This is a genomic window from Klebsiella sp. EMBS2024 (genome assembly GCF_036233805.1).
Lineage (GTDB): Bacteria > Pseudomonadota > Gammaproteobacteria > Enterobacterales > Enterobacteriaceae > Klebsiella > Klebsiella pneumoniae.
Window position 1 is genome coordinate 1,042,642 of sequence record NZ_JAZARW010000001.1, and the last position, 13,703, is coordinate 1,056,344.

The 13,703-nt window shown below is 55.9% G+C and carries 11 protein-coding genes; 7 read left to right on the plus strand and 4 right to left on the minus strand.

Annotated elements, in window-relative coordinates; all coding sequences use genetic code 11:
* Positions 1–2: 2 nt before the first annotated feature.
* From VZP09_RS04770 to VZP09_RS04780, 3 genes are all read left to right on the plus strand, one after another.
* On the plus strand, positions 3–620 hold the full coding sequence (locus tag VZP09_RS04770) for a DMSO/selenate family reductase complex B subunit (RefSeq protein ID WP_328794934.1): 618 nt from the start codon (positions 3–5) through the stop codon (positions 618–620).
* Position 621: 1 nt separating this feature from the next.
* The gene (locus VZP09_RS04775; protein ID WP_004183542.1) at positions 622–1,485 is read left to right on the plus strand and encodes a dimethyl sulfoxide reductase anchor subunit family protein; all 864 of its coding nucleotides are present in this window, start codon (positions 622–624) and stop codon (positions 1,483–1,485) included.
* Between the two features lie 274 nt (positions 1,486–1,759).
* Positions 1,760–2,908, plus strand: coding sequence for an MFS transporter (locus tag VZP09_RS04780; RefSeq protein WP_004150843.1), 1,149 nt, complete (start codon positions 1,760–1,762; stop codon positions 2,906–2,908).
* Positions 2,909–3,070: 162 nt separating this feature from the next.
* Here the strand turns inward: VZP09_RS04780 and pflA are convergent, their stop codons facing one another.
* The 4 genes from pflA to ycaO form a co-directional block, all read right to left on the minus strand.
* Positions 3,071–3,811 (minus strand): pyruvate formate lyase 1-activating protein, encoded by a 741-nt coding sequence (pflA, locus tag VZP09_RS04785; RefSeq protein WP_002898145.1) that lies wholly within the window; start codon positions 3,809–3,811, stop codon positions 3,071–3,073.
* A 191-nt stretch (positions 3,812–4,002) separates the two neighbouring features.
* A complete protein-coding gene (gene pflB, locus VZP09_RS04790) occupies positions 4,003–6,285 on the minus strand; it encodes a formate C-acetyltransferase (RefSeq protein ID WP_023328691.1) in 2,283 nt (760 codons plus the stop codon).
* 51 nt (positions 6,286–6,336) lie between these two features.
* Positions 6,337–7,194 (minus strand): formate transporter FocA, encoded by an 858-nt coding sequence (gene focA, locus VZP09_RS04795; protein WP_002898150.1) that lies wholly within the window; start codon positions 7,192–7,194, stop codon positions 6,337–6,339.
* Between the two features lie 385 nt (positions 7,195–7,579).
* Positions 7,580–9,340: a 30S ribosomal protein S12 methylthiotransferase accessory factor YcaO gene (gene ycaO / locus VZP09_RS04800; RefSeq protein WP_032415649.1), complete on the minus strand. Its 1,761-nt coding sequence runs from the start codon at positions 9,338–9,340 to the stop codon at positions 7,580–7,582.
* 115 nt (positions 9,341–9,455) lie between these two features.
* Here ycaO and VZP09_RS04805 point away from each other — a divergent pair, with 115 nt between their 5' ends.
* The 4 genes from VZP09_RS04805 (at position 9,456) to cmk (ending at position 13,640) form a co-directional block, all read left to right on the plus strand.
* Positions 9,456–10,148: a DUF421 domain-containing protein gene (locus VZP09_RS04805; protein ID WP_002898152.1), complete on the plus strand. Its 693-nt coding sequence runs from the start codon at positions 9,456–9,458 to the stop codon at positions 10,146–10,148.
* 188 nt (positions 10,149–10,336) lie between these two features.
* Positions 10,337–11,425 (plus strand): 3-phosphoserine/phosphohydroxythreonine transaminase, encoded by a 1,089-nt coding sequence (gene serC / locus VZP09_RS04810; RefSeq protein WP_002898155.1) that lies wholly within the window; start codon positions 10,337–10,339, stop codon positions 11,423–11,425.
* Between the two features lie 73 nt (positions 11,426–11,498).
* On the plus strand, positions 11,499–12,782 hold the full coding sequence (gene aroA / locus VZP09_RS04815) for a 3-phosphoshikimate 1-carboxyvinyltransferase (protein ID WP_002898157.1): 1,284 nt from the start codon (positions 11,499–11,501) through the stop codon (positions 12,780–12,782).
* A 174-nt stretch (positions 12,783–12,956) separates the two neighbouring features.
* Complete coding sequence (cmk, locus tag VZP09_RS04820; RefSeq protein WP_328794935.1) at positions 12,957–13,640, plus strand: (d)CMP kinase; 684 nt, start codon at positions 12,957–12,959, stop codon at positions 13,638–13,640.
* Positions 13,641–13,703 lie beyond the last annotated feature (63 nt).

Below are 13,703 nucleotides of genomic sequence, written 5' to 3' on the forward strand. Positions count from 1 at the left end.
CGATGACAACTCAGTATGGATTTTTTATTGATTCCGCCCGTTGCACCGGTTGCAAAACCTGCGAACTGGCCTGTAAGGACTACAAGAACCTGACCCCGGAGGTCAGCTTTCGCCGCATCTATGAATATGCCGGCGGCGACTGGCAGGAGGACAACGGCGTCTGGCAGCAGAACGTGTTTGCCTATTACCTCTCCATCGCCTGTAACCACTGNGAAGATCCGGCCTGCACCAAGGTCTGTCCGAGCGGCGCGATGCATAAGCGCGAAGACGGTTTTGTGGTGGTCAACGAAGAGGTATGCATTGGCTGCCGCTACTGCCATATGGCCTGCCCGTACGGCGCCCCGCAGTATAACGCCGACAAAGGCCATATGACCAANTGCGATGGCTGTCACGAGCGCGTCGCCGAGGGGAAAAAGCCGATCTGCGTCGAGTCCTGCCCGCTGCGGGCGTTGGATTTCGGGCCGATTGCCGAACTGCGCGCTAAGCACGGCCAGCTGGCCGCGGTAGCGCCGCTGNCGTCGGCGCACTTTACCCGGCCGAGTATCGTTATCAAACCTAACGCCAATGCCCGGCCGTGTGGCGATACCACCGGTTACCTGGCGAACCCGAAGGAGGTGTGAGATGGGAAACGGATGGCATGAATGGCCGCTGATGGTCTTTACGGTATTCGGCCAGTGCGTCGTAGGCGGCTTTATTGTTCTGGCGCTGGCGCTGATGACAGGCAAGCTTTCCCGTGAGCAGGAGCAGCGCGTGGTGGGCAGCATGCTCGGACTGTGGGTATTGATGGGGATCGGGTTTATTGCCTCGACGATGCACCTTGGCTCGCCGCTGCGGGCCTTTAATTCGCTGAATCGCGTGGGAGCCTCGTCGCTGAGTAATGAAATAGCCAGCGGGGCGATCTTCTTCGCCGTCGGCGGAATTGGCTGGCTGCTGGCCGTGTGCAAAAAGCTGCCTGCCGGCCTGCGGAGCCTGTGGCTGGTGGTGACCATGGTGCTGGGCGTGATTTTCGTGTGGATGATGGTGCGGGTGTACAACACCATCGACACGGTGCCGACCTGGTACACCGTTTGGACACCGCTGAGCTTCTTCCTGACGCTGTTTATCGGCGGTCCACTGCTGGGCTACCTGCTGCTGCGCGTCGCAGGCGTCGATGGTTGGGCGCTGCGCCTGCTGCCGGTGGTTAGTTTGCTGGCGCTGCTGGTCAGTATTATGGTGGTCGTGATGCAGGGAAGTGAACTTGCCACCATCCGCAGCTCAGTTCAGCAGGCCTCCGCCCTGGTGCCGGATTACGGGTTGCTTATGGCCTGGCGCGTGGTGCTGCTGGCGCTGGCCCTGGCCTGCTGGTGCGTGCCGCAGATTCGCGGCCGCAAACCGGCGGTCTCGCTGCTCGGCCTGGCCTTTGTTCTGATACTGGCGGGAGAGATGATCGGCCGCGGCGTATTCTATGGCCTGCATATGACCGTTGGGATGGCTGTCGCCAGTTAACTACCTCCATCATGCCGGTGCCTAACCACCGGCATGATGAAAACGTGCTGTCGATAGATGAAATTTTTCAACTGAAATTAACTTCGGCATTTATTAATAAACCAGCAAAAACAATAGCGTATTATCTGTTGTCTCACCTTTTTCCATCCTCTGGATAAAAAACTTCTATCGTAGCCGACAAAACCGCGTCACGCCTGATTTCAGGTGGATTGACAATGTTTTTAGCAGTGGCATGATGCGCTCGCGATCTGAACATTCCTCACGGTTTTTACCCATGACCATCTACACCCGGCCAGTGCAAATGCTGCTCTGTGGCCTGCTTTTATTGACCCTGGCGATAGCGGTGCTGAATACGCTCGTCCCGCTCTGGCTCGCCCATGAAAACATGCCAACCTGGCAGGTCGGCATGGTGGGGTCATCCTATTTTACCGGCAACCTGGCCGGTACGTTGCTGGCCGGCTGGGTGATCAAGCGCCTGGGGTTTAACCGTAGCTATTATCTCGCATCGTTAATTTTCGCCGTCGGCTGCGTAGGGCTGGGGATCACCGTTGGCTTCTGGACATGGCTGAGCTGGCGTTTTATCGCCGGCGTAGGTTGCGCGATGATCTGGGTGGTGGTGGAAAGCGCGCTGGTTTGCAGCGGCACTTCCCGCAGTCGCGGTCGTCTGCTGGCGGCGTACATGATGGTCTATTACGTCGGTACCGTACTGGGCCAGCTGATGGTCAGTAAATTACCCACCGATTTAATGAGCGTCCTGCCGTGGGTGACCGGCCTGGCGCTGGCGGCGATCCTGCCGTTGCTGTTTACCCGCATTATGGGGCAGGCAGAAGAACCGCATGAAACGGTACGTATCTGGCCGATGCTGAAGCTGCGCCAGGCGCGCCACGGGGTCAATGGCTGTATTATTTCGGGGATTGTCCTCGGCTCGCTGTATGGCCTGATGCCGCTGTGGCTGAACCATCAGGGCGTCAGCGACTCCGGCATCGGCTTCTGGATGGCGGTGATGGTGAGTGCGGGGATCCTCGGCCAGTGGCCGGTAGGGCGCCTGGCAGACCGCTACGGTCGCCTGCTGGTGCTGCGGGTACAGGTCTTTGTGGTCATTCTGGGATGTCTGGCGATGCTTAGTCAGGCGGCAATGGCCCCGGCGCTGTTTGTGCTTGGGGCATCTGGTTTCACGCTGTATCCGGTGGCGATGGCCTGGGCCTGTGAAAAAGTGGAGCACCATCAGCTGGTGGCGATGAATCAGGCGCTGCTGATGAGCTATACCATCGGCAGCCTGCTGGGCCCGACCCTGACGGCGATGCTGATGCAGAACTTCTCAGACAACCTGCTGTTTATCATGATCGCCAGCGTGTCGTTTATCTATCTGCTGACCCTGCTGCGCAAAGCCGGGCATCATCCGACGCCGGTGGCGCACGCCTGACCCTGCAACGCGCAGCGCATGCTGCGCATCATCTGCTGCAATCGCATAGGCTTTCTGCCGCAGAGAGGACAAGTCGTTTTTCATGAGAATGAAACGGCGGGGCGGACACAGCTTCCCACGCCGTTGCAGGCCGGCATAAGCGCATCACCGGCCCGGGCGGGATTAGTACATTACTTTGTGACCATACTGCTCAAGGATGCCTTTTACCCGCTCCATGGTCTCTTTCTTCGGCGGATGGACGCCGTCCAGCTTGTACTCTTCGCCCATCGCTACCCATTTGTGTTTACCCAGCTCATGGTAGGGCAGCAGCTCGATTTTTTCGACATTGCCCATATCGCGGGTAAATTCGCCCAGGCGGTGCGCGGAATCATCATCGTCTGACCAGCCGGGAACCACCACGTAGCGGATCCAGACATTGATATTCTTCTTCGCCAGATACTGGGCGAATTCCAGCGTACGATGGTTAGAGACGCCGACCAGGTTCTGGTGAATCTCATCGTTCATCTGCTTGAGATCCAGCATCACCAGGTCTGTTACCTCCAGCAGCTCGTCGATAACCGGATCGTAGCGACGTACGAAGCCGTTGGTATCCAGGCAGGTGTGGATGCCTTCTTTCTTACACGCGCGGAACCAGTCGCGAACAAACTCCGCCTGCAGGATCGCCTCACCGCCCGAGGCGGTGACGCCGCCGCCGGAAGCATTCATAAAGTGACGATAGGTCACCACCTCTTTCATTAATTCTTCAACGGTGATTTCTTTGCCGCCGTGGGTATCCCAGGTGTCACGGTTATGGCAGTACAGGCAGCGCATCAGGCAGCCCTGGAAAAAGGTAATAAAGCGGATGCCCGGGCCATCAACGGTGCCACAGGATTCAAAGGAGTGAATGCGACCAATAACTGACATTGCGGTGTTTTCTCCAGATGTGGCCCATCCGGGGCCGTGTTGGTGCGCAGCTCCGCGGCTGCGTCGAGTCTGTTTTGACAGGTACCCAAAGTATAGATAACTGGCAAAGCAGGCTGGGGCGGGGAATGCTTGTTAAAAAGGCCCCACTGATGTGGGGCCTTTATTGTACGCCTTTTCAGTCAGACAGGGAATTACATGGTCTGAGTGAAGGTACGGGTAATAACATCCTGCTGCTGTTCTTTGGTCAGGGAGTTAAAACGTACGGCGTAGCCAGATACACGGATGGTCAGCTGCGGATATTTTTCCGGGTTTTCCATCGCGTCGAGCAGCATTTCGCGGTTCATGACGTTCACGTTCAGGTGCTGACCACCTTCGATGGACGCTTCGTGATGGAAGTAACCATCCATCAGACCCGCCAGGTTGGTCTTACGAACTTCGTCGTCTTTACCCAGCGCGTTCGGCACGATAGAGAAGGTATAAGAGATACCATCTTTCGCGTAAGCAAACGGCAGTTTAGCGACGGAGGTCAGAGAGGCTACTGCGCCTTTCTGGTCACGGCCGTGCATCGGGTTAGCACCTGGACCGAACGGCGCGCCAGCGCGACGACCGTCTGGGGTATTACCGGTTTTCTTACCGTACACCACGTTAGAGGTGATGGTCAGAACAGACTGAGTCGGGATAGCGTTGCGGTAGGTGTGCAGTTTCTGAATTTTCTTCATGAAACGTTCAACCAGGTCAACGGCCATGTCATCGACGCGAGGGTCGTTGTTACCAAACTGCGGGTATTCGCCTTCGATTTCGAAGTCGATAGCCAGACCGTCTTCGTCACGAATCGGTTTAACTTTCGCATATTTGATAGCAGACAGGGAGTCAGCAGCAACGGACAGACCAGCGATACCACACGCCATGGTGCGGATAACGTCACGGTCGTGCAGCGCCATCAGAGAGGCTTCGTAGCTGTACTTGTCGTGCATGTAGTGGATGATGTTCAGCGCGGTGACGTACTGTTTAGCCAGCCAGTCCATGAAGTGATCCATGCGATCCATTACTTCGTCGAAGTTCAGGACGTCGCCTTTGATCGGTTCAGATTTCGGACCAACCTGCATTTTCAGTTTTTCATCCACGCCGCCGTTGATAGCGTACAGCATGGTTTTCGCGAGGTTAGCGCGAGCGCCGAAGAACTGCATTTGCTTACCAACAACCATCGGGCTTACGCAGCATGCGATAGCGTAGTCGTCGTTGTTGAAGTCCGGACGCATCAGGTCATCGTTCTCATACTGCAGAGAAGAGGTATCGATGGACACTTTAGCGGCGAATTTCTTGAAGCTCAGCGGCAGTTTTTCAGACCACAGGATAGTAATGTTCGGCTCCGGAGACGGCCCCATGGTGTACAGGGTGTTCAGGAAGCGGAAGCTGTTTTTGGTCACCAGAGTACGGCCGTCAACGCCCATACCGCCGATGGATTCCGTTGCCCAAATCGGGTCGCCGGAGAACAGTTCATCATATTCCGGGGTACGCAGGAAGCGAACCATACGCAGTTTCATGACCAGGTGGTCAACCATTTCCTGCGCGTCTTGCTCGGTGATTTTACCCGCCTGCAGGTCACGCTCGATGTAGATATCCAGGAAGCTGGAGGTACGACCGAAGGACATTGCCGCGCCGTTCTGAGATTTCACGGCAGCCAGGTAACCGAAGTAGGTCCACTGAATCGCTTCCTGAGCGGTGGTCGCCGGACCGGAGATGTCATAGCCATATTTAGCGGCCATCTCTTTGATCTGGCCCAGTGCGCGGTGTTGTTCAGCGATTTCTTCACGCAGACGGATGGTCGCTTCCAGGTCTTCGCCGCTTTCCAGTTTCGCTTGCAGAGAGTTGAACTGGGCGAATTTGTCTTTCATCAGGAAGTCGATACCGTACAGCGCAACGCGACGGTAGTCACCGATGATACGACCACGACCGTAAGCATCCGGCAGACCCGTCAGCACGCCGGATTTACGGCAGCGCAGGATGTCCGGGGTATAGACGTCGAAAACGCCCTGGTTGTGAGTTTTACGGTACTCTGTGAAGATTTTTTTCAGCATCGGGTCCAGCTCGCGATTATACGCTTTGCAGGAACCTTCAACCATTTTGATACCACCGAACGGGATGATCGCACGTTTCAGCGGCGCTTCGGTCTGCAGACCAACGATTTTTTCCAGACCTTTCTCGATATAGCCCGCGTCGTGAGAGGTGATGGTGGAAGCCAGGGCAGTGTCAAAATCAACAGGCGCGTGAGTGCGGTTTTCCTGTTTTACACCTTCCATTACGGTGTCCCACAGCTTGGTGGTCGCTTCAGTCGCGCCAGCCAGGAAGGATTCGTCGCCTTCATATGGGGTGTAGTTTTTCTGAATAAAGTCACGGACGTTGACTTCATTCTGCCAGTCACCTTTCGTAAAACCTTCCCAGGCTGTGGCTAACTTTTCATTAAGCTCGGACATGTAACACCTACCTTCTTAAGTGGATTTTTTATTTACTGCCTGAAACAACCCTTAGTGATGGTCGTTGCCACGCAGGTAAATGACCCAGTATGTCAACCCGACCAGCAGACCCCCGCCGATAATGTTCCCGATAGTTACCGGAATCAGGTTATCAGTGATGAAGTTCATAACGGTCAAGTGAGAGAAACTTTCCGGAGTCGAACCGATGGCGGTCCAGAATTCCGGGCTTGCAAAGTTGCGGATTACGATACCCATCGGGATCATAAACATGTTGGCGATGCTGTGCTCAAAGCCGCTGGCAACGAACATCGCTACCGGCAGGACCATGATCATCGCTTTATCCATCAGGCTACGACCGGAATAGCTCATCCATACGGCGAGACAAACCATCAGGTTAGCGAGGATACCCAGGCTCACGGCCTCCACAAAAGTATGGTGCATTTTGTGGTCGGCGGTCTGCAGAACGTTTAGCCCCCAGCCGCCGTTGGCAGTCATATATTCGCCTGATAACCACATCAGCAGCACAAACAGCAGCGCGCCCACCAGGTTACCAAAATAGACGTTGAGCCAGTTTTTTGCCAGTTGCCCCCAGGTAATTCGACCGCTGGCTTTGGCCACCACGATCAGTACCGTAGAGGTAAAGAGGTCAGCGCCGCAGATAACGCACAGAATCAGACCCAGAGAAAAACAGATCCCACCGATAAGTTTGGCAATCCCATAAGGCATCGCGGCAGTGCCGGTGGTCGCGGTGATATAGAATACGAAAGCGATGGAGATGAAAACGCCAGCGGTGATCGCCAGATAAAACGTCTTCATCGGATGCTTCGTTGCTTTATAGACACCTGCTTCTTCGGCGACTTTCGCCATCGCGGCAGGGAGCAAAAGATCAAAAGGGTTGTCAGCTTTCACACTAACTCTCTCTTTATATAAGTTGGCGGTGAGATACTAACAAAGCATTATAGAAGGGAAATTGATATAGATCATATCTCACCGGAACTATATGCCTTTTTAGTGTGTGGTTTTTATTGAAATTATCAGTAAGCCAATGAAATGTATAGAGAAAATAATTTTTAAATTTTATAGATAATGTTGAATTTTTTCTTTTTTACCCCCNTTTTTGAGTTNATTAAAATGGAGTATTTTTATTAAATTTAACAATTGATAAATGATGAAATGGCGTTATTTAACATTAATTAACTTTACAACTACAAATTATAGGAGGCGCTTTCTCAGGGTTAAATAACGGAGCCGCTGAGGGCTCCGTTGTAAGCATGAACGATGGCGCAAGCTGGGCTTATTTTGCCCAAAACGCCGCTTTCGCCCGCTGCAGTTTTTCATAGGCTTTCAGCAGCGACTGATGGGCCGGGAAGGCCTGCAGATCGCTATCGACCGCCTGGAGACCATAGAACGGCGCTTCCCCGCTCAGCGCCGCGCTGGCGGCTTCGACCGCGTCGGCGCCGTACATACGGATGAAGGCGTTCAGGTACTGCAGCGGCTGACGCTCTTCTTCCTGGCTCAGCAGCAGCAGGGTTTGCAGACAGCGATAGTAGTTCGCGCGCTCCGCGCTGAAGACCGAAGCATTAAATTCCATGGTCCACTCGGTCCAGATCAGCGCCTGTTCCAGATCGCCGCCGGCCAGGGCCAGCATCGCTTTCAGCTCGCCGACGCGCAGGGTATACCAGCCGTTGTCTTTTCCGGTGGCGAGCCCCAGCAGTTCGCGAACGCGGGTGAAATCATCCAGACCCTCATCGTCCATCTGCTCGATCAGCGCCAGGTAATCTTCTTTATCCCACTCGCTGCCCGGCAGGGACAGAATGGTGTCCCGCAGATGAGCGCCCATGCTGTTGTTCGCCAGCCACAGGTCTTCCGCCGGGTATATGTCCGACATCCCCGGGACGATGATACGGCAGGCGTAAACGCCCAGGTGCTCGTAGTCGGCGATGTACACTTCTTTATCTTCGGCCTTGAAGATGGCCATCAGGGTGGCGAACTCTTCTTCGGTAGTACCAGAGAAGCTCCAGTCAACGAATGGATAGTCGGCGTCCTGCTTGAACATATCCCAGGAGATCAGGCCGCTGGAGTCGATAAAGTGGGTTTCGAGGTTCGTGTGCTCGGCGACCTCTTCGTCATCGAAGGTTGGCGGCGTGAAGACATCGAGGTCTTTCAGGCTGCGGCCCTGCAGCAGTTCGGTGACGGTTCGCTCCAGCGCCACGCCAAAGTCCGGGTGGGCGCCGAAGGAGGCGAAGCAGGTGCCGTTAGCCGGGTTAAACAGCACGACGCAGATAACCGGATATTTGCCGCCGAGCGAGCCATCATAGGCAAAGATCGGGAAACCTTCAGCTTCCAGTTTGGCGATCGATTCCACGACGCCCGGATAGCGCGCCATGACTTCCGCCGGGATCTCCGGCAGGCTGATGCTTTCAGCGATGATGCGGTTTTTAATGTGACGTTCAAAGACCTCTGACAGACCCTGTACCCGCGCTTCGTTGCGGGTGTTACCGGCGGACATGCCGTTGGAGACGTACAGGTTGCCGACAATATTCATCGGAATATAGACGGTTTCGCCGTCGGACTGGCGGGTAAAAGGCAGACCGCACACGCCGCGCTCATCGTTACCCGACTGCAGATCCACCAGCATACTGGCCGTTAACTGATCGTCAGGATCGTAGAACGCGCGCAGGCGGGCATCCAGCAGACCTTCCGGGACTTCATCATCCTCAGTCAGCGGGAACCACTTTTCGTTCGGGTAGTGAACAAACGGGCCGTTAGCGATAGTGTCGCCTAACCAGAAGTCGGCGAAGAAATAGTTAGTGGACAGACGTTCGAAATATTCGCCCAGCGCGGAGGCCAGGGCTGCCTTTTTGGTGGCGCCTTTACCATTGGTAAAGCACAGCGCGCACGCTTTATCGCGAATGTGAACGGACCACACGTGCGGCACCGGGTTCAGCCACGAGGCCTCTTCGATATCAAATCCGAGGTCGAGCAATTTCTGCTGGAAGCGAGCGATGGAATCTTCCAGGGCGGCATCTTTGCCGGGAATAAACGTTTGGGTCATGGCGATCACTTTTGTCGTACGGAAAGCGCGCAATGATACGGCTTTTATCTGACAGGTGCTATCTCCATCATCTGGCTATGCTTAGAGGCATCTTTAATACACAGGGAGATGGAAAATGAAAGCCTTTGACTGGCAGCGGATGGCGCTCGATAAAGTACCGGTGGAATTCCTGGCGGAGGTGGCGTTGCGCAGCCTCTATACCTTCGTTCTGGTCTTTATTTTCCTCAAGATTACCGGACGGCGCGGCGTGCGGCAGATGTCGCTGTTCGAGGTGCTGATTATTTTGACCCTCGGCTCGGCGGCGGGTGACGTGGCGTTTTATGACGATGTGCCGCTGCTGCCGGTGCTGGTGGTCTTCGTTACGCTGGCGCTACTGTATCGCGGCATTATGTGGCTGATGGGGCATAGCGAAAAGCTGGAGGATCTACTGGAGGGGAAACCTATCGTAGTGGTGGAAGAGGGACAGTTGGCCTGGGAGAAGCTGCATGCGGAAAACATGACCGAATTCGAATTTTTTATGGAGCTGCGGGTCAACAGCGTCGAGCAGCTTGGCCAGGTCCGGCTGGCAATCCTCGAAACCAACGGGCAGATCAGCGTGTTTTATTATCCCGATGAAGAGGTGAGGGCCGGATTATCGATCCTTCCAGCGCATTGTACCACACGCTATACCACCATTCCGCAAGAGGGGATCTATGCCTGCGTGCGCTGCAGCATCGTAATGGCGATGCAGGCGGGAGAAAAACGAATATGTCCGCGCTGCGCAAATGCAGAATGGTCGAAGGCCAGCCGGGCGAAACGGCTTACCTGACAGCAAATATGTCGGTTTTATTACGTCAAGCCGATAGATTCTGTTGTGTGACGGCGGCCGCGTTTTACCGTCGGCGAGTTTTAGCCATTGCGGACCTTGTCACTGAATGATAAAACCGATAGCCACAGGAATAACTTATGCCCGCGGCGGTTCGCGGGCAAAACAACATAGCAACGTGGTGAGGGGAAATGGCTCAGGTCTATAACTTCAGTTCGGGCCCGGCAATGCTGCCGGCGGAAGTACTCAAACTGGCGCAGCAGGAACTGTGCGACTGGCACGGTCTGGGGACGTCGGTCATGGAGATCAGTCACCGTGGTAAGGAGTTTATCCAGGTGGCAGAAGAGGCAGAACAGGACTTCCGCGCTCTGCTGAACATCCCTTCCAACTATAAAGTTTTATTCTGCCACGGCGGCGGCCGCGGCCAGTTCGCCGGGATCCCGCTGAACATCCTCGGCGATAAAAAGGTCGCTGACTATGTGGACGCCGGCTACTGGGCGGCCAGCGCGGTCAAAGAGGCGAAGAAATACTGCACGCCGAACGTTATCGACGCGAAAATCACCGTCGACGGCAAGCGCGCTGTGAAGCCGATGAGCGAGTGGCAGCTGACCCCGGGGGCGGCCTATCTGCACTACTGCCCGAACGAAACCATTGACGGTATCGCGATTGATGAGACGCCGAACTTCGGCGACGACGTCATCGTGACCGCCGATTTCTCCTCCACCATTCTTTCCCGCGAAATTGACGTCAACCGCTTCGGCGTAATCTACGCCGGCGCGCAGAAGAATATCGGTCCGGCTGGGCTGACGCTGGTCATCGTGCGTGAAGATCTGCTGGGCAAAGCCAGCGTGGCCTGCCCGTCAATTCTTGACTACACCGTGTTAAGCGAGAATGACTCGATGTTTAACACACCGCCGACGTTCGCATGGTATCTGGCTGGACTGGTGTTTAAGTGGCTGAAACAGCAGGGCGGGGTTGCCGCGATGGATAAAATCAACCAGCAGAAAGCCGAACTGCTCTACGGCGTGATCGATAACAGCGGCTTCTATCGTAACGATGTGGCGCAGGCCAACCGTTCGCGTATGAACGTACCGTTCCAGCTGGCGGACAGCGCCCTGGACAAACTGTTCCTCGAAGAGTCGTTTGCTGCCGGGCTGCACGCGCTGAAGGGCCACCGGGTGGTGGGCGGCATGCGTGCTTCCATCTACAACGCCATGCCGCTGGACGGCGTGAAGGCGTTAACCGACTTTATGCTGGACTTCGAACGCCGCCACGGTTAATCGCCTGTTTCTTTCTTCCTCCCCGCGGCCTGTCTGCGGGGTTTTTATTCTGTTTGTTTGAGAGTGAAGTTTGATGGAATCCCTGACGTTACAACCCATCGCACGCGTAGAGGGCACCGTGAACCTGCCAGGTTCGAAAAGCGTCTCCAACCGCGCGCTGCTGCTGGCTGCCCTGGCCCGCGGCACGACGGTGCTGACCAACCTGCTGGACAGCGACGATGTGCGCCATATGCTGAATGCCCTGAGTGCGCTGGGGGTTCAATATACCCTGTCTGCCGACCGCACCCGCTGCGAAGTGACCGGCAACGGCGGCCCGTTGCGCTCTGCCGCGGCGCTGGAGCTGTTCCTTGGCAACGCCGGTACCGCGATGCGTCCGCTGGCGGCGGCTCTGTGCCTTGGCAGCAACGATATCGTGCTGACCGGCGAACCGCGGATGAAAGAGCGTCCGATCGGCCATCTGGTGGATGCCCTGCGTCAGGGCGGCGCTCAGATCGACTATCTGGAGCAGGAAAATTATCCACCGCTGCGCCTGCGCGGCGGTTTTCAGGGCGGCAACGTCGAGGTTGACGGCAGCGTCTCCAGCCAGTTCCTGACCGCGCTGCTGATGACCGCGCCGCTGGCGCCGCAGGATACCGTCATCGTCATTAAGGGCGATCTGGTGTCGAAACCCTATATCGACATTACGCTGCACCTGATGAAAACCTTCGGCGTTGAGGTGGACAATCAGTCTTATCAGCGATTTGTGGTGCGCGGCAAGCAGCAGTATCAGTCGCCGGGAGATTACCTGGTGGAAGGCGATGCTTCCTCGGCCTCGTATTTCCTCGCCGCTGGCGCCATTAAGGGCGGCACGGTAAAAGTCACCGGTATCGGCCGCAACAGCGTACAGGGCGACATTCGTTTCGCCGACGTACTGGAGAAAATGGGCGCCACCGTCACCTGGGGCGACGATTTCATCGCCTGCACCCACGGCGAGCTCAAGGCGGTCGATATGGATATGAACCATATCCCGGACGCCGCGATGACCATCGCCACCGCCGCGCTGTTCGCGCAAGGGACCACTACCCTGCGCAATATCTACAACTGGCGGGTCAAGGAGACGGACCGTCTGTTCGCCATGGCGACCGAGCTGCGTAAAGTGGGCGCCGAGGTGGAAGAGGGGGAAGATTATATCCGCATCACCCCGCCGGCAAAGTTGAAGTACGCAGAAATCGGCACCTATAACGACCACCGGATGGCGATGTGCTTCTCGCTGGTAGCGCTGTCTGATACGCCGGTGACCATCCTTGATCCCAAATGTACGGCCAAAACGTTCCCTGACTACTTTGAGCAGCTGGCGCGGATCAGTACCCTCGCCTGAGTAAAACTATGTCATCCCGCGGGCTGATGTCCTGTCAGCCCGCTATAATTGCGCAAAACTTCTGCTTTTCATTTCCTGTAGTCCGTAATTTACAAGCAATGCTCACTTTCCGGCGTATTGATGCGTATAATGCGCGGCGTTTATATTCCATGCGCCTTGCTGAAGGAGAAAAAGATGACGGCGAATATTNCGGTAATCACCATTGATGGGCCTGGCGGTGCGGGTAAAGGTACGTTGTGCAAGGCAATGGCGGAAGCGCTGGGCTGGCATCTGTTAGATTCAGGCGCGATCTACCGCGTTCTGGCGCTGGCGGCGCTGCATCATCATGTCGACGTGGAGTCCGAAGAGGCGCTGGTGCCCCTGGCTGCCCATCTTGACGTGCGTTTTATTTCTACTGACGGCAACCTGGAAGTGGTGCTGGAAGGGGAAGATGTCAGTAGCGAAATTCGCACTCAGGAGGTCGCGAACGCGGCCTCGAAAGTGGCGGCTTTTCCGCGCGTTCGCGAAGCGCTGCTGCGCCGCCAGCGCGCCTTCCGCGAACTGCCAGGGCTTATCGCCGACGGTCGCGATATGGGAACGGTAGTTTTCCCGGACGCGCCGGTGAAAATTTTCCTCGATGCCTCGGCCGACGAGCGGGCGCATCGCCGCATGCGGCAGTTGCAGGAAAAGGGCTTTGATGTTAACTTTGAACGTCTTTTGTCCGAGATAAAAGAGCGTGACGATCGCGACCGAAATCGCGCCGTGGCGCCGCTTGTCCCGGCTGCCGATGCATTAGTTCTCGATTCAACCGAACTAAACATTGAGCAAGTGATTGAAAAAGCGCTACAATATGCGCGCGAAAAATTGGCCGTTGCGTAGGCCTTAACCGGTAACGCGCCGAAGCCTCCGAATTATAGCAGTACCCCGCGGCAATGGATGGTC